The 15,724-nt window shown below is 72.9% G+C and carries 13 protein-coding genes and 2 tRNA genes; 6 read left to right on the top strand and 9 right to left on the bottom strand.

Translation table 11 applies throughout. The features are described 5' to 3' along the window. Positions 1-25: 25 nt before the first annotated feature. From ACIQM3_RS26410 to ACIQM3_RS26390, 5 genes are all read right to left on the bottom strand, one after another. A complete protein-coding gene (locus ACIQM3_RS26410) occupies positions 26-1,684 on the bottom strand; it encodes a sensor histidine kinase (protein WP_401628125.1) in 1,659 nt (552 codons plus the stop codon). Between the two features lie 4 nt (positions 1,685-1,688). Next, positions 1,689-2,426 (bottom strand): response regulator transcription factor, encoded by a 738-nt coding sequence (locus ACIQM3_RS26405; protein WP_401628123.1) that lies wholly within the window; start codon positions 2,424-2,426, stop codon positions 1,689-1,691. 84 nt (positions 2,427-2,510) lie between these two features. Further along, positions 2,511-3,392, bottom strand: coding sequence for an amidohydrolase family protein (locus ACIQM3_RS26400; RefSeq protein WP_401628121.1), 882 nt, complete (start codon positions 3,390-3,392; stop codon positions 2,511-2,513). A 50-nt stretch (positions 3,393-3,442) separates the two neighbouring features. Beyond that, positions 3,443-4,330, bottom strand: coding sequence for a DUF2797 domain-containing protein (locus ACIQM3_RS26395; protein WP_401628119.1), 888 nt, complete (start codon positions 4,328-4,330; stop codon positions 3,443-3,445). Continuing rightward, positions 4,327-4,515, bottom strand: coding sequence for a hypothetical protein (locus tag ACIQM3_RS26390; protein ID WP_401628117.1), 189 nt, complete (start codon positions 4,513-4,515; stop codon positions 4,327-4,329). Before ACIQM3_RS26390 ends, ACIQM3_RS26395 begins: the two co-directional genes overlap by 4 nt. Positions 4,516-4,711: 196 nt before the next feature. On the opposite strand from ACIQM3_RS26390, the gene ACIQM3_RS26385 reads away from it, so the two are divergent. Together ACIQM3_RS26385 and ACIQM3_RS26380 are read left to right on the top strand one after the other, a co-directional pair. After that, complete coding sequence (locus tag ACIQM3_RS26385) at positions 4,712-5,656, top strand: RNA polymerase sigma-70 factor (protein ID WP_401628116.1); 945 nt, start codon at positions 4,712-4,714, stop codon at positions 5,654-5,656. Between the two features lie 93 nt (positions 5,657-5,749). Then, positions 5,750-6,946: an NAD(P)/FAD-dependent oxidoreductase gene (locus tag ACIQM3_RS26380; protein ID WP_401628114.1), complete on the top strand. Its 1,197-nt coding sequence runs from the start codon at positions 5,750-5,752 to the stop codon at positions 6,944-6,946. A 53-nt stretch (positions 6,947-6,999) separates the two neighbouring features. Here ACIQM3_RS26380 and ACIQM3_RS26375 read toward each other — a convergent pair whose 3' ends face one another. Continuing rightward, the gene (locus ACIQM3_RS26375; RefSeq protein ID WP_401628112.1) at positions 7,000-8,121 is read right to left on the bottom strand and encodes a cell wall protein; all 1,122 of its coding nucleotides are present in this window, start codon (positions 8,119-8,121) and stop codon (positions 7,000-7,002) included. Positions 8,122-8,485: 364 nt separating this feature from the next. Beyond that, positions 8,486-8,812 carry a helix-turn-helix domain-containing protein gene (locus ACIQM3_RS26370; protein WP_401628111.1) on the bottom strand — a complete coding sequence of 109 codons (327 nt, stop codon included), beginning with the start codon at positions 8,810-8,812 and terminating at the stop codon, positions 8,486-8,488. A 165-nt stretch (positions 8,813-8,977) separates the two neighbouring features. On the opposite strand from ACIQM3_RS26370, the gene ACIQM3_RS26365 reads away from it, so the two are divergent. Together ACIQM3_RS26365 and ACIQM3_RS26360 are read left to right on the top strand one after the other, a co-directional pair. Further along, positions 8,978-9,358 carry a hypothetical protein gene (locus tag ACIQM3_RS26365; RefSeq protein WP_401628110.1) on the top strand — a complete coding sequence of 127 codons (381 nt, stop codon included), beginning with the start codon at positions 8,978-8,980 and terminating at the stop codon, positions 9,356-9,358. Positions 9,359-9,538: 180 nt separating this feature from the next. Continuing rightward, positions 9,539-9,979, top strand: coding sequence for a VOC family protein (locus ACIQM3_RS26360; RefSeq protein WP_401628108.1), 441 nt, complete (start codon positions 9,539-9,541; stop codon positions 9,977-9,979). A 73-nt stretch (positions 9,980-10,052) separates the two neighbouring features. On the opposite strand, the gene ACIQM3_RS26355 is transcribed toward ACIQM3_RS26360, so the two are convergent. Together ACIQM3_RS26355 and ACIQM3_RS26350 are read right to left on the bottom strand one after the other, a co-directional pair. Further along, positions 10,053-10,125: transfer RNA gene (locus ACIQM3_RS26355), tRNA-Arg, on the bottom strand. 209 nt (positions 10,126-10,334) lie between these two features. Then, a tRNA-Ser gene (locus tag ACIQM3_RS26350) sits at positions 10,335-10,425 on the bottom strand. Positions 10,426-10,804: 379 nt separating this feature from the next. On the opposite strand from ACIQM3_RS26350, the gene ACIQM3_RS26345 reads away from it, so the two are divergent. Further along, positions 10,805-11,275, top strand: coding sequence for an SSI family serine proteinase inhibitor (locus ACIQM3_RS26345; RefSeq protein WP_401628106.1), 471 nt, complete (start codon positions 10,805-10,807; stop codon positions 11,273-11,275). A 345-nt stretch (positions 11,276-11,620) separates the two neighbouring features. Next, complete coding sequence (locus ACIQM3_RS26340; protein ID WP_401628104.1) at positions 11,621-15,667, top strand: PAS domain-containing protein; 4,047 nt, start codon at positions 11,621-11,623, stop codon at positions 15,665-15,667. The last annotated feature ends 57 nt before the right edge of the window (positions 15,668-15,724 follow it).

The raw sequence follows: 15,724 nt of genomic DNA, 5'->3' as shown, positions 1-15,724 counted from the left end.
ACACAGACACTCGCCAACCGCGCTGTCACATCCGTGTGCTGAGCCTGTGGTCCGTCTGTGAGTGCGCCACGGGGGCGCCGACCGTGCTGTTTTCCCAGGTCACAGCCTCGCCGCCGGACCCGTCCGGCCGGGGCGCAGAGTCATGGGCGGAGCCGTCCGCGCCTCCCCCGTACACCGCGTCGGCCGGCAGATGGACCGCGAACACCGTGTCGCCCGGCACCGACCGCACCTCGGCCAGCCCGCCGTGCGCGGCGACGACGGCCTGCACGATGGCGAGGCCGAGACCCGTCGACCCGGCGTGCCGGGAGCGCGAGGCGTCACCCCGCGCGAACCGTTCGAAGACACGCGGCTGCAACTCGGGTGGGATGCCGGGCCCGTTGTCCTGGACCTCCAAGGTCACCCAGGGCAGCTCCCTGCGCGCCTGCCGCAGGCGGACCGTGACCGTGGTCCCCGGCGGTGTGTGCGTGCGCGCGTTCGCGAGCAGATTGACCAGCACCTGCTGGATCCTCGTCGGGTCGGCCGAGACCGTCGTGGGCACCTCGGGCAGGTCGAGCCGCCAGTGGTGGGTGGCTCCGGAGGAGCCGCCGGGGGCCCGGTCCGCGACGCGGGCGTCGCTCACCGCGTCGATGACGAGCGGCGAGAGATCGGTGCTCTCGTACGAGAGCGGCCGTCCGGCGTCGAGACGTGCCAGGAGCAGCAGGTCCTCGACCATGCCCGTCATCCGTTCCGCCTCGGACTCGATCCGCCCCAGGGCGTGCCGGGTGTCGGGCCCGGTGCTCTCCCTCCCGCGGCGCGTCAGTTCGGCGTACCCGCGGATCGAGGCGAGCGGTGTCCGCAGCTCGTGACTGGCGTCCGCGACGAACTGACGTACCCGCGTCTCGCTCTTCTGCCGGGCCTCCAGGGCCGAACCGACGTGCCCCAGCGTCCTGTTGAGGGCCGCGCCGACCTGACCCACCTCGGTGCGCGGATCGGCCTCGGTGTCCGGTACCCGTTCGAGGAGGGCGACCTCGCCGCTGTGCAGCGGGAGTTCGGAGACCCGGGTCGCCGTGGCGGCCACCCTGCGCAGCGGGCGCAGGGCGACACCGACCATCGCGGCACCAGCGATACCGGCGGCGATGAGCCCGGCACAGGTGACACAGACCTCGACGACGATCAAGGTGTTGACGGCCTTGTCCACCTCGGCCGTGGGGATGCCGACCACGACGGACGCGCCGGCGCCCGACGGGACGACCTGCACGCGGTAGCCTCCCAGCCCGGGAAGCTCGACGTCATGGGCTCGGCCGTCCGGGGCCACGTCGGCGGCTTCGAGGGCGTCCTCCTGCGCGTCGGTCAGCTCCTCGGCGCTCTCCCGGGCGTCCGGACCCTTGATCACCTTCGAGGCGGTGACGGAACCGCCGGAGACCACGGCACCGAACGTGTCGGGCGTACCCCTGCCGATGAAGGCCAGCGGCTCCTCGTCGCTCGTGGGGCCGCCCCGGTCGATCTTGCCGCTGCCCGGCGGAGGCTGCTGGGCCACTCGGGCGATGTCGCGCAGCTGGCCGTCCAGCTTCCCGGCCATGTAGCTCTGGAAGGCGATCGCGGTGACCGAACCGATCACGGCGGCGACCACCGCGATGAGCGTCACCGCGTACACGACGAGACGGGTGCGGAGCGTCCAGGGGCGGCGCGTGCTCTTCCCGCTCACGGAGTCAGTCACCCGGCTTGATGAGGTATCCAGCCCCGCGCCGGGTATGGATCATCGACGTGCGCCCCGCGTCGATCTTCTTGCGCAGGTACGAGATGTACAGCTCGACGACGTTGGCCTGGCCGCCGAAGTCGTAGTTCCAGACCCGGTCGAGGATCTGTGCCTTGCTCAGCACCCGGCGCGGATTGCGCATCAGGAAGCGCAGCAGCTCGAACTCGGTCGCCGTGAGATGGATCGAGTCGTCGCCCCGGCTCACCTCGTGGCTGTCCTCGTCCAGCACCAGGTCACCCACGACGAGCGTCGAATCACTGCGGGCCGAGGCCGTACCGGAGCGGCGGATCAGCCCACGCAGCCGTGCCACGACCTCCTCCAGGCTGAACGGCTTGGTGACGTAGTCGTCGCCTCCCGCCGTGAGGCCCGCGATCCGGTCCTCCACCGAGTCCCGCGCGGTCAGGAACAGCACGGGCACATCGGAGAGTTCGCGCCGCAGCCGGCCGAGCACCGCCAGCCCGTCCATGTCGGGGAGCATCACATCGAGGATCACCGCGTCGGGGCGGAAGTCGCGCGCCGTGCGGACGGCACCCGCACCGTCCCCGGCGCTGCGCACCTCCCACCCCTCGTAACGCAGGGCCATGGAGAGCAGCTCGGCGAGCGGGGCCTCGTCGTCCACGACCAGCACGCGGATGGGATTGCGGTCGGGCCTGAGCAGTTCTGTACGCCCCTGGGGCGAGGTCGTCGTCATGGCTCAAGCCTGTGAGACGGCCGTGAGAGAGACCTTTCGCCTACCTGTGATTTCCCTGAGAAACGCGCCGGCCGCCGCCCGGCCCTACCGGAACAGCTCGCTCGCGTTCCCGTGGCAGACCGCCCGCAGCCAGGCGTCGCCCAGCCCCAGCCGCTCCAGGGCGTGCAGCTGGTGCGCGTACGGGTACGGGATGTTCGGGAAGTCCGTGCCGAGCAGGATCCGGTCCCCCAGATCGGCGAGACGCCCGCGCTCCGAAGGCGGGAACGGCGTGAAGTCCTCGGTGAAGTCCGTGAACGCCATGGTCGTGTCGAGCCGCACCCCGGGGTACGCCGCCGCCAGCGCCATGAACTCCGCGTACTCGGGCATCCCCATGTGCGCCACCACCAGCTTCAGCCGGGGGTGGCGGGACAGCAGACGGCCGATCGGCCCGGGGCCCGTGTACGCGCCGGGCGCCGGCCCGGAGCCGCAGTGCGTCACCACCGGGATCCCGGCCTCGGCCAGCAGCCCCCACACGGGCTCCAGCAGCGGATCGTTCGGATCGTAGGCCCCGACCTGGAGGTGCGACTTGAAGACGCGTGCCCCCGCCTCGACCGCCTCGCGCACGTAGACCCCCGCGCCCTCCTCCGGGAAGAACGTGGCGGTGTGCAGGCAGTCCGGCACCCGCGCGGCGAAGTCCGCCGCCCAGCCGTTCAGCCAGGACGCCATGCCGGCCTTGTGCGGGTAGAGCATCGAGGTGAACCGGAGCACTCCGAACGAGCGCAGCAGCGCGAGGCGTTCGTCCTCGTCCCGCCGGTAGGTGATCGGCCACTCCAGCCCGGTCAGCGGGCCCGCCGAGTCGAAGTAGGCCCACACCTTGCTGAGCACCCGCTCCGGCATGAAGTGCGTGTGGACGTCGATGATCCCGGGCAGCCCGAGCCGCTGCCAGAACCGCACGACATCCTCACGGTCACGGTCGTCGTCGCTCATCCGCCCCACCTGCCTCGACACGTCACCGGGAACGATCTCCGGCGACGATCTCAGAACAGCCCGTCCTGCACGCCACCGCCCCCCAGGGCCACGGTCGGCACGCCGGTACCCGCCCGCGCGTCTGCGCCCACCAGGTCCCAGCCGGTGACGAGCCGCGTGTCCAGCACGACGATCCCCTCGTCCACCGTCTCCAGGTGCAGATCGGGTCCGGCCGCGGCCACCAGCCTGCCGGCCACCACCCCGTCGTCCACCAGCCCGGTCACCACGCGCGCCGCCGCCCCCGCGCCGTCGAGCCCGAACGCCCCGGCGTGGTCCACGGCCACGAACGGCAGCCGCTCCAGCGCCTCCGGCCAGCCGGCGCCCTCCAGGGCGGCGGCCCGCCCGTACAACTCCTCGATCTCGGCGGCCCGTTCCGCCGCCGCAGGCAGCTCGCCCCGCACCGCACGCTTGCGCGCGTACGGGATCCGGTCGGGCACCCCGAGCGCCGAGCGCAGCAGCTCCTCCGTACGCCGGGCGGCCATCAGCGGCCCGCGCCCCAGCCAGCTGAACACCACGGCCCCCTGCTCCCGCAGCCGCGCGGCGTCCCGCGACTCCCCCGTGATCCCGACCTTGACCATGCCCGGCCCGAACCAGGCCAGATAGACGCGGTACGTGCGCGGGTCGTCGGCGATCGTGTCGGCGGCCACCGAGTGCGCCCGGTCCAGCCGTGCGCACTCCGCGCACCGCGCCCCCGTGCTCCGTACGGGCACCACGGCCCCGACCGGACACGGGTTGCCGCGCGCCCCCACGCAGTGCCGCTCCCCCTCGGCCCGGAACGCGAGCTCCTTCCCGTACGCCAGGACGCTCTCCCGCCCCCGCCCGGACCCGTCACTCCGCGCCCACCCGAGCACGGGCTCGCCGTGGGGCCAGCGCAGGCCGGTGCACCGCCAGCCGCTCATGCCACGCCCTCTCCACCCGCACCCAGGGTGTGGACGGACGCGCGGAAGGCCTCGGCGGACCCAAACGCCCGGGCGAGGCCGGCGCCATCGCCCGGCGAGGCCGCGAGGTGGTGGGCCACCAGGTCCGGCAGACCGGACGCAAGAGGACCGGACAGAAGAGGCGCGCCCTCGATGCGTGGGGCCATGTCGGTCTCCTCAGGACGGCCGGCGTCGACCGGGAGACCCTAACGGACAGAGCTTCCGACGGAGGCCGCGCCGGCACGTCCGGCAGCCGCTCGTGCGCCCCCTCGGCAGGGACGCCCCTCGACGCATACGGCTGCTGCCCGACCGGCATCGGTCCTTACGCCCGCCCAGAGCGGTTGCGGCGCTAGGATCCGAGCCATGGCTCTGACCGTGGACGACGTGGACCGGTTCGAGGCCTTCATGCCCCGCCTCGAAGCCATCGCCTACCGCCTCCTCGGCTCCGCGAGCGACGCCGAGGACGCCGTGCAGGACACGTTCCTGCGCTGGCAGGCCGCCGACACGGACCGCATCGAGGTCCCCGAGGCCTGGCTGACGAAGGTCCTCACCAACCTGTGCCTCAACCAGCTCACCTCGGCCCGCGCCCGGCGCGAGACCTACGTGGGCCAGTGGCTGCCGGAGCCTCTGCTCCCGGGGGACCCGATGCTCGGCCCCGCCGACACCGCCGAGCAGCGCGAATCCGTCTCGTACGCCGTCCTCGCCCTCATGGAGCGTCTCTCCCCCAACGAGCGGGTGGTGTACGTGCTGCGGGAGGCCTTCGGCTACCCGCACCGGAAGATCGCGGAGATCCTCGACATCACCGAGTCCGCCGCACAGCAGATCCTCCACCGCGCCAGGAAGCACGTCGCGGAGGGCAAGGCCCGCACCGAGGTCGACGAGGCCGCCGCCCGGCGGATCGTCGAGGAGTTCATCGAGGCCGCCACCAGTGGCCGTACCGAGCCGCTCGTACGGCTGCTCACCGCGGACGCCGTCTCGATCGGTGACGGCGGCGGAAAGGTGCCGGCCCGCACCAAGCCGTTCGAGGGCGCTGTCGCGGTCGCGAAGTTCCTGCGGGGCCTGTTCAAGCCCGGCAAGGCCAAGCGCGCCATCACGGGTGGCTCACCCGGGGTCTACGTCACGACCGCCAACAACGGCCCCGCCCTCGTCGCGGTCGTGGACGGCCGGGTCATCGGCGTCATGTGCCTGGAGATCACCTCCGAGGGCATCGCGGCGATCCGTGCCCAGGCCAACCCCGACAAGCTCGAACGCGCGACCCAGCGGTGGGCGGCCTCCGACCACGGAGAACCCCTGCTCAACCTCTACTGATCCCGGTGTGACCTGCTTCACACCGTGGTCCTGTCAGGAAACGGCGGGCTGCCCGGTTCAAGGGGCAGACCCGCGCGAGACAGGAGCAGGGAAATGAAGCAGCGCATCATCGTTCTCGGAGCCGGATACACCGGAGCCGTCGCCGCCGGCCGCCTCGCCAGGCGACTGCGCCGCGAGGACGTCGCCATCACCCTCGTCACCGCCGAGCCCGACTTCGTCGAGCGCGTCCGGATGCACCAGCTGGCGGTCGGCCAGGAGCTCAGGCCCCGGCCCTTCAGCGAGATGTTCGCGGGCACCGGCGTCGAGCTGAAGCTCGCGAAGGTCACCGGTGTCGACGTCGACCGGGGGACCGTGGCCGTCGTCGACGCGAACGGCGCCGAGGAGCTGGAGTACGACAGCCTCGTGTACGCCCTCGGCAGCGGCTGGAACACCCAAGGCGTCCCCGGCACGGCCGAGCACGCCCACGAGATCGCCGGCCGCCCCGGGGCGCTCCGGCTGCGTGAGCGCCTGGCCGGCCTCGACGCCGGACAGTCCGTGGTCGTCATCGGAGGCGGCCTCACCGGCCTGGAGGCCGCGACCGAGATCGCCGAGGCCCGCCCGGACCTCGACGTCGCGCTCGCCGCCAGGGGCGGGCTCGGCGACACGCTCTCACCCAAGGGCCGGCAGCACCTGCGGAAGGTCTTCGACAAGCTCGGCATCACGGTGCACGAGCACACCGCCGTCACCGGCGTCGAGGCCGACCGCGTCACCACCGCCGACGGCACGTCCGTCCCGGCCGCGGTCACCGTGTGGACCGCCGGCTTCGCGGTCCACCCGATCGCGCAGGCCTCCGCCCTGAAGGTCTCCGACACGGGCCAGATCGTGGTCGACGGAGCCATGCGCTCGGTCTCGCACCCGGACGTGTACGCCATCGGGGACGCGGCCCTGGTGAAGGGCCCCGGCGACAACCCACTGCGGATGTCGTGCGCCTCGGGCGTCCCCACGGCGTGGCAGGCCGCCGACACGATCGCCGCACGCCTCACCGGCGGGAAGCTCCCGAACACGACCCCCCGCTACTTCAACCAGTGCATCTCCCTGGGCCGCAGGGAAGGCCTGATCCAGTACGTCACCGCCGACGACCGGGCGGTCCGGGCGGCCCTCACCGGCCGGCTCGCCGCGTTCTACAAGGAGCTGGTCTGCAAGGGCGCGGCCTGGGGCGTCGCCAACCCGACCCTCGGACTGCCGACCCGGCGCCGCCCCGTGGTGCGGACCGGGGCCAGGGCAGCGGCGCCCGTCACGGAATCGGCCTGACCCGCTCGGAGCCGCCGTCGGGACGAAGGGGCAGGGTGCCCTCAGGATTTTCCTCAGGGCACCCGGCCTGCTGCCACTGCGCGCACCCCGGTGAACTCGTACAACAGCACCTCGTCCACGAGCCGGTTCGTGTACAGACGGCGGGTGTCCCTCTCGCCGAGGTTCTCCAGGGCCGCGAGCACCAGACCCGGGTCCGTCGCGGCGGCCGACCGTAACTGGACGACCTCCCCACGCGTCAGCCCGTCAACACCGTCCGCCGGTCCGTCGCCACTCACCGACCCCACGCCGCCGGCCGACTCCACCGACTCGGCCGACGACTCCCGCACATCGGCCACGGCACGCCGGAACACCTCCGGCGGCTCTGCGCCCCCGTGCCCCCTCGGCACCTCCCGGTCACGTGCCAGGGCCACGGTGATCCAGGCCGCCGGGCGGACCGGCCGCCACCCGACGGCCGAGCCGCAGAGCTCAGCCGCGATGTCCCGGGCATCAAGGCCCCGGTCGATGAGCGGGCGCAGCGCGAAAGCGAGGCGGCGCAGCCCCTCGTGCTGGGTCCAGTCGACGAGCGGACGCACCCGTCGGGCGACGGCGATGTCACGGGCCACCTGGAGCGGAGACCGCCGCCGCCCATGGCCGGACATCGCGCGCCCGCGCGAGGTGTAGTTCGACTTCCCACTCACATCAGCTGTGCGTACGTCGTGGTGGGGCCCGGAAGAATGGGGCTCACACCCGCCTGAACTGCGCTTTCCCGCAGGCGAGTTATCCACAGGCCGAGGCCTCTCCTGTGCGGCTCCCACCGCGCGGTCCCGGCCCGCATCCGTCACGCCGCACACCCGCGCCCCGTATCCGCCACCCTCCAGACGATGGCCCATCGCCGAGTCGTACACGGCCGGGATCGTCGCGGCGTAGATCGTCGCCATGCCCGCGTACCGGCGACCGGACAGGTGCAGGTTCCGCTTGGTCCCGTGCCGCTGCCACACCAGTGCGCCCAGCTCCCGCAACACCCGGACGTGCCGCTTCACCGTCGCCACCGACACCCCGCATCGGTCAGCGGTGCCTTCCAGGTCGTACAGCACGAAGCCCAGCAGGTAGTCCATCCGCCCGGCCAGATCGCGCGCGACGGCCAGCGTCGTCGCCCCGGCACGTCGGTGCAGCCCGGCCTCCACGAGCCACACCACCGCCCGCAGCCACGCACCCGGCCGGGCGCGCCGGGAGGCCGTCGCATCGAGCTCTTGGAGGAGGCGGGGGACGGGGACCCATTCCGGATCCGGGCATGACGGAGAAGCGCAGCACGAAGCCGCGCCGGTGGGGTGGCGCATCACAGTCCGTGAGGTGAGGGGCGGCCGGCGGGGCCGCAGGGATTACGGGAGCGGGGCCGTCAGGGGCGGCTCGCGGGCATGGGAGTGGTCACCACGCGGGCACTGGCTGTCCTACGATCGAAACGCGAATCCTTCTCTTCACATGGGTGGATTCCGGATCGGCGGGGTGATGACCCGCTGGTCACACGGCCGGGCGGTGGTCTCCACACCGCCCGGCCGTTCACTACTCAGCCGGAGCCTCGGTGCTCTTCTTGGGGCGGTTCTTCCCGGACCCGGAGTAGCCCCGCTCGATGTCCTGCACGGTTCCGATCGAGACCCCCAGGCTTTCGGCGATCTCTCGGTACGTCACCTTCTGCGACCGCAGGTGCAGCACGATCCTCCGGCGGTGCTCCTTCAACCGCTTGGTGCGCTCGGTCTGATCTCTGAGCAGGCGGCTGATGATCTGCGCCTTCTCTAGCGAGTCCTCCATCGACTCGATGGCGTCCAGGCCATCGAAGACACGTTGCACCTCCTCCCTCTCGGCCAGCCTTTCGCCTTCTGTCTCGGCCATCCCGTTCCTTCGAATCGGGCGTGCCGCTTGACTTGCATTATGGGGCTCCCATAAATTGGCCGTCAAGTGGCGTCGCCACCCAGCAACAGAAAGGCCCCGGCCCGGAGTTCGTACCTCCATATGGCCGGGGCCAGTCAGAACCCTGAGTTCACCAGGAGACCGACCATGCGCCATCCTTCCACCCCGGACTCCCCGCCCGACAGGCGGCTCGTCGCGCTGCCGCCGATCGCGGAGCTGTCCGCACAGCAGCAGCGGGGCGTGCACTGCGTGTTCTGCGGCACGACCCTGCGCACCGGGGCGGTGCGCGACCTGGGCCCGCAACTGCTCGAGGCGCACGGATCGGTGGTCCGCTGGTTTCCTCGCAGCTGTCCGTCCTGCCCGAAGGAAACAGACACGGCACTGAGCTGCGACCGCTGCGGCAAGCCGATCGCCGCCGGAGAGGGAGAGCGCGTAGTGATCCACGGCGCATCGGGGGCGGGCGGCGCGGTCACCGTTCACAAGGCGTCCTGCGGTTCTCCCGCCTCCGCCCGGAACGGGAGGCGCTGAACCGGCCCGCGCCTGGGACTCCTGAGCGGGTTCCGGGCGCGCCGATGTCAGAGAGTGGTGCCGTGGTTGCTGTACTTCGCCACTGGGCGGTCCGGGGATGTCGAGAACGTGCCCCCCCGCCCCGTCCCAGGGACATGAGCGGCCACCACCGGCCGCACGAGGAAGCAGGGAGAGGCCAGCATGGCGATTCAGCGGATGGACAACGTCGGCATCGTCGTCGAGGACATGGATGCCGCCATCGCGTTCTTCGTGGAGCTCGGTATGGAGCTGGAGGGCAGGGCGGAGGTCGAGGGCCCGGTCGCAGATCAATGCACCGGACTCGACGGCGTGCACTGTGACATCGCGATGGTCCGGACCCCGGACGGCAACAGCAGGCTCGAGCTGTCGAAGTACCGCAGCCCCGCGGCGATCAGCACCGAGCCGCGCGACAAGCCGCACAACATCCTGGGCACGCACCGCGTCATGTTCGCCGTCGACGACCTGGAGGACACCGTGGCCCGCCTGCGCCCCCACGGCGCCGAACTCGTCGGCGAGATCGCCCGGTTCGAGGACAGCTATCTGCTCTGCTACCTCCGCGGCCCGGAGGGCATCATCGTCGGACTGGCCGAGCAACTGCACTGAGAAGGTGGAGCCGGCTGCGTACGGGCAACGCGAGAGGCCCCCGGGATTTCTCCTGGGGGCCTCTGGCCTGCTGTGCACTCGGCAGGATTCGAACCTGCAACCTTCTGATCCGTAGTCAGATGCTCTATCCGTTAAGCTACGAGTGCTTGTCCTCGGCCTGAGCCTCGGTCCCGCTTCCCGGGCTTTTTTTCTGCCCCGTCGGCGTTGCGAGAACAACATTACATGACCTGCGCCGTGACGCGAAATCCATTAGCCATACCGCCTCTGAGCTGCGGAAACGATCTTCTGAAGCAGGTTTCCACGGCCCGGGTACGACCGAAGCCCCACGCCTGGGGCGTGGGGCTTCGGGTTCCTGCGGAGGCGGAGGGATTTGAACCCTCGATGGGCTTTAAGACCCAAACCGCATTAGCAGTGCGGCGCCATAGACCGGACTAGGCGACGCCTCCAGCACACCCCGCGCGAGCGCGAGTGGTGCGTGCAGATGATGACACAGTCGAGCGCGCTGTCACCAATCGCCGCCCACGGTACTAGGCAGGTGGGCGGCGAGGCAAAGCGCCCTGCGGCGGGAGTTCCGGACCGGCGTTCCAGCCGCGCGCCCGACCCGGGAGTCTCCGCCGTGCGACCGGTCGGGTGTTCGAGCGGGTGCGGCTGTTCCGGTCGGCCCCCCATGAGTTGCGCAACGTGCGGGCGTAAGGAGCGTTAGAGAGGACGAGGGCTCCGCCCTCCGTCCGTCACCCCCGTGTGCCCGGCGCGCGCCTCCACCCGGCGCGCGTACCGGAGCAGGCAGGCGCGCTCCTGGGCGCGCCAGAACAACAGGAGCCCCGCATGCTGCGCCGTCTCACCCTCACCGCCGTCGCGTCCCTCGCCGTGCTGTCCGCCGCCGCGCCCGCCGCCACAGCGGTGTCCCCCCTTGTACCGCTCCCTCCGCTCCCCGTACTCCAGGGAGACTGGCCGACGGCGCAGGACACGGGGACCCGGCTCACCGTGACCGTCTCGGAGTCCGGCAACCCGGCTGCCGACGGAGTCTTCGAGCTGGAGTGCGGCCCGGCGGGCGGCAGCCACCCGGAGGCGCAGCGCGCCTGCGACCTGCTGGACGAGGCCGCCGAGTCGGGGGACAACCCCTTCGTGGCCACGGACCGCAACGCCATGTGCACCCAGCAGGCCGGCGGGCCGGCCGCCGCCCGAGTGCAGGGAACCTGGCAGGGCGAGGACGTCGACGCGCGCTTCACCCGGGCCAACGGCTGCGAGATCTCGCGCTGGAACAACCTCGTGCCGGTGCTCCCCTCCGCGAGGTAGCCGGTTCGGCGGGGCGTGCGCCGGGGACTTCGGCCGGGCCTGACGGCGCACACCGGGGCGCGCGCAGGCCGCCCCGGAAGCCTTGCAGGCCCCGTTCCGGGGGCGTTCCGGGCAGCCTCCAGGCGCACCCCGGAACGCATAGGCGCACGTCAGAGGGGGCGCTCGTCGTCACACCCTGGGCCACCGGCGTACACCGTGTGCACAGAACCTTGGTGAGAGCTCCCCCTCATCCGCCGCCCGCCACGCGCTCCCTGCCTTTAGACTCCTCCAGTGACAGCCTGAGGCCCGAGGGGCAGGATGGGGCCCGCTGTCGGCAAGGTGCGGTATTCAGGGAGGAAGCGTCTCGTGAGCAGCAGGCCATCCCGAGGCGCTGCTCGCCTCGCAGCCATACTCGACGCCCTCCCGGACGGGCTCCTGCTCGTCAACTGCAACGGCACGGTCGTCAACGCCAACACCATCGCCCTCGAAATGTTCGAGACCCCGGGCACCGCGCTCGTGGGCCGCGGACTGCTCGATCTGCTTCCGGAGTTCGACTCCAGGCTGATCCCGGGGTCGATGCGCAGGCCGGACGCTGCGGACGAGCAGGGCAGGACCAAGCCGACGCGGATGATCGCGCGCCGGACCGACGGCACCGAATATCCGGTCGAGGTCACCAGCGCCTCCCTGGACAGCGGCCAGGCCGGCTACAACGACATCCACTCCAGCTACACCGGCGACGAGCTCCTCATGCTCGTCGTGCGGGACCTCTCCGGCACCGTCGACACCGAGGCCGAGCTGGCCCGTTCGCAGCGCCAGACCGAGATGATCCTGCGGGCCGCCTCCGAGGGCGTCGTCGGCACGGACACGGACGGCCGGGTCGTCCTGGTCAACCCCGCCGCAGCCCAGATCCTCGGCTTCCGGGCCAGCGACCTCGGCGGCAAGGAGCTCCACCCGCTGATCCTGCACTCGCGCGCGGAGGGCGGCCCGTTCCCGTACGAGGAGTCGCCGCTCGCCGACACCCTGCGGTCCGGTCGCAAGCACCGCGTACGCGGGCAGGTGCTCTGGTCCAAGAGCGGCGGCCAGGTCCCGGTGGATCTGACGACCGCCCCCGTGCGCGACGGGGACCAGCTGGTCGGCGCCGTGATGACGTTCACCGACCGCAGGCCCTACGAGGAACTGTCTCAGCAGCACACCGACGAGGTCACCGGCCTGACCGACCGCCACGCGGCCGAGATCGCCCGGCTCACCGAGAGCCACCGGGCCGAGATCGCCGAGCTCACCGAACGGCACACGGCGGAGTCCGCCGACCGGACCGAGCGGTACGCCTCCGAGCTGGAGGAGCAGGCGGAGCGTCTCACCGGGCTCGAGGCGCGGCACACGCAGCTGACCGCCGTGCTGGGCGAGTCCCTGCGGGGTCCGCTGGAGGAGCTGCGCGGCGAGCTCTCGGCCCTCGCCGCCGACCCGGCCGGCCAGCTCTGGCCCGAGGCCAACCAGATCCTGCACCACCTCGCCGCGGGCTACGCGCGCATGACGACGCTCGTCGACAACGTGCTGAGCTACCAGCGCCTGGACACCGGTGCCGAGGAGCTCGTCAAGCAGACCGTGCTGCTCGACGCCGTGGTGACCGCGGGCATCGACGGCGCCGTCGAGCTGATCGGTCCCGGACGCGCCCAGTTCGCGGTGCACGCCCCGCCGATCGAGGCCGAGGTCGACGCGGGCCGGCTGGTCACGGCGCTCGCCCATCTCGTCGCCGACGTGGCCGGTGTCGACTCGACCGGCAAGGCCCGGCCGGTGCCGGGCGGCGGCTACGTCGACTCGACCGTCGTCGTGGCCGCGGCGCAGCGCGGTGAGGTCGTACGGATCGAGGTGCGCGGGCCGTTCGCCGGGGGCGACCCGGTGCACGTGCCGATCGTGCGCGGGATCGTGCGCGCGCACGGCGGTGTGCTCCAGACGCACGAGATGGCCGGGATGAGCGGCAGCGCGTACGTCCTCGAGGTGCCGCTCGGCACGGGCGCCGGGACCGTCGTGCCCGAGCCGCTCCCGGTGCCCGAGCCGGCCGCCGTACCGGAACCGGGCCCGGAGCCCGCCCCGGAGCCCGCCCCGCAGGGCGGTCGGCGCCGGGCGCGCAGGGCGTCGACGGACGCGTTCCTGGACAGCCCCGTGGACGCGGGTCCGGCCGGTGCGGAGTCCGGAGACACCGCGGCCGCGGAGCCGACCGGCCGGCGCAGGGCCCGCCGTGAGTCCCCGGCCCCGCAGGAGCAGCAGCGGGAACAGGACCTGACCCCGCATCGGCTGAACGAGGGCTCCGGTCGCAGGCGCGGCCGTCCCAGCCCCGCGGAGACGGTTGGGGAGCCCCGGCAGGCGCTGGCGCTGCCCGCAGCGGCCTCCGCCCCCTCGGAGGGGTCCGTGGTCACGGCGGCCGAGGGGGCGCAGGGCGGTGGCGGCCGCCCGCAGCGGGGGCAGACGGTGCCGCCCCAGGGAGTGCCGCAGAACGCCGCCGGGCGCCAGGGCGGCGGCCGGGCGGCGCTGCCCGCGCTCGCCTCACCCGAGGCCCCCGCACAGCAGGACCGCTCGCGGCCGGAACAGCCGGCGCAGCAGCCCGGAGGGCGACGGGCCCGCCGGGCTCTCGCCGCGGCGCAGGAACGCGCCGCCGCGGCCGAACCCTCGGGGCCGCGTACCGCGTTCGCCCTGCCGCCCGCCGCGGCGGACCGGATCCCGCCGGTGGCTCCGGGCTCGCCGGTCGTGGCACCGCCTTCCGCCGCCCCGGCCTCGCCCGCCCCGCAGCCGGTCCCGGCCGGTGCTCAGCCGGTCCCTGCCGGTGCTCAGCCGCTCCCGGCCGGGGAGGGCCCGCTGCCCGAGCGCCACGACGCCGTACAGAACACCCCGGACGCGGACCACACCCCGCCGCAGCCGCACCCCGTCCCGTCCGGCCGCCGGAGGGCACGGCCGTCCGAGGCGCCGGAGACGCAGGCCCGGCCGGGCCATCCCGTTCCCGGGCAGCCGCTGCCCGCCGTTCCTCCGCAGCCCGACTGGGAGCAGAGCGGCGCCTCCGTGCAGGGCCCGGTCGCATCGGCGCACGAGGACGACGTGAACCCGCACGGGGACGAGTCCTGGGCGGGCTCCGGCAGCACCACCCACACCACGGGCACCGTCGCCGCCCCGGCCGTCCCCGCGCCGGAACCCGCGCCCGAGCCGGAGCCGCATCCGGCCGACGGTGATGCGCACGCCCCCGTACCGGACGCGCGGCGCCAGCCGCTGCCCGCCGAGGCGCCCATGCCGGGATCCTCGGACTCGACCCAGGGCCGCGCCTTCAGCGTGCGGACGCTGGGGCAGGGCGTGCCCTTCGCGCAGCACCTCGCGCACCAGCAGAACCAGACGCTCGGCGGGGCGGGGCGGCGCCGTAAGCTCGCCGCCCCGCCGGAGGCGGAGCGGCCTGCCCTGCCCGCCGTGGCTCCCGTACCGCCTCAGCCCGCCCCTGCCCCCGTGCCGCCACCGCCCGCCGGCGCACAGGGCAGCACCGTGCAGGGCTCCGGCTCCGGCCGGCTGCTGTCCACCCCGGCGTCCGAGGGGCGCTCGTACGCGATAGGGGCCCCCGACGCGGGTGCGGAGGGGCCGGAGCCGCTGGACGGCCCCGGTGGCGCCGTCGAGGTGGCGAACCGCCCGCAACCGCAGCCCGTCGACGACGAACTGCCCCCGGAGCCGCTGGACAACCCGCGGCGGCTGCTCGTCTGGCCCGCCCCGGACGTCTCCACCCAGCAGGCCCTCAGCGACCGCGGCTACCGCCCGGTGATCGTGCACTCCCGCGAGGAGGTGGACGCCCAGATCGCGGCGTTCCCCGCGGCGCTGTTCGTCGACCCGCTGACCGGCCCGATCACCCGTACGGCGCTGCAGTCGCTGCGTCAGGCGGCTGTCGCGGCGGAGGTCCCGGTGCTGGTGACGGCCGGTCTGGGACAGGCGACCAGGGAAGCGGCGTACGGTGCCGACCCGGCCGTCCTCCTCAAGGCGCTCGCCCCGCGCGACAGCGACCAGCACCCGCCGAGGGTCCTGGTGATCGAGGAGCACGAGGAGATCGCGCTGGCGCTGACGGAGACGCTGGAGCGGCGCGGCATGCAGGTCGCCCGGGCGTCGGGCGACAGCGAGGCGGTCGACATCGCCACCCGGATGCGGCCGAATCTGGTGGTGATGGACCTGATGCAGGTACGCCGCCGGCGCGCCGGGATCATCGACTGGCTCCGCGCGAACGGCTCGCTGAACCACACCCCGCTGGTCGTCTACACCTCGGCCGGTATGGAGGAGGCGGACCTGCCGCGGCTCGCCTCCGGTGAGACGGTGCTGTTCCTCGCCGAGCGCTCCACCAGCGACGAGGTGCAGTCCAGGATCGTGGATCTGCTGGCGAAGATAGGGACGAACTGACGCCCGGAGGTCATCGGGCGCGTACGACGAGCACGGTTACGACGAGGGCGGTACGGG

Origin of the sequence: Streptomyces sp. NPDC091271 (assembly GCF_044757505.1) — a bacterium.
In the GTDB taxonomy this organism is placed as follows: Bacteria; Actinomycetota; Actinomycetes; order Streptomycetales; family Streptomycetaceae; genus Streptomyces.
This window is presented reverse-complemented; position numbering and strand designations above follow the sequence as displayed.

What these genes read in the sequence shown, in the direction of transcription:
- ACIQM3_RS26370 (WP_401628111.1), bottom strand. Translation starts at nt 8,812, where the DNA reads ATGGCCGAGACAGAAGGCGAAAGGCTGGCCGAGAGGGAGGAGGTGCAA.
- ACIQM3_RS26385 (WP_401628116.1), top strand. Translation starts at nt 4,712, where the DNA reads ATGGCTCTGACCGTGGACGACGTGGACCGGTTCGAGGCCTTCATGCCC.
- ACIQM3_RS26390 (WP_401628117.1), bottom strand. Translation starts at nt 4,515, where the DNA reads ATGGCCCCACGCATCGAGGGCGCGCCTCTTCTGTCCGGTCCTCTTGCG.
- ACIQM3_RS26365 (WP_401628110.1), top strand. Translation starts at nt 8,978, where the DNA reads ATGCGCCATCCTTCCACCCCGGACTCCCCGCCCGACAGGCGGCTCGTC.
- ACIQM3_RS26360 (WP_401628108.1), top strand. Translation starts at nt 9,539, where the DNA reads ATGGCGATTCAGCGGATGGACAACGTCGGCATCGTCGTCGAGGACATG.
- ACIQM3_RS26345 (WP_401628106.1), top strand. Translation starts at nt 10,805, where the DNA reads ATGCTGCGCCGTCTCACCCTCACCGCCGTCGCGTCCCTCGCCGTGCTG.
- ACIQM3_RS26395 (WP_401628119.1), bottom strand. Translation starts at nt 4,330, where the DNA reads ATGAGCGGCTGGCGGTGCACCGGCCTGCGCTGGCCCCACGGCGAGCCC.
- ACIQM3_RS26405 (WP_401628123.1), bottom strand. Translation starts at nt 2,426, where the DNA reads ATGACGACGACCTCGCCCCAGGGGCGTACAGAACTGCTCAGGCCCGAC.
- ACIQM3_RS26380 (WP_401628114.1), top strand. Translation starts at nt 5,750, where the DNA reads ATGAAGCAGCGCATCATCGTTCTCGGAGCCGGATACACCGGAGCCGTC.
- ACIQM3_RS26400 (WP_401628121.1), bottom strand. Translation starts at nt 3,392, where the DNA reads ATGAGCGACGACGACCGTGACCGTGAGGATGTCGTGCGGTTCTGGCAG.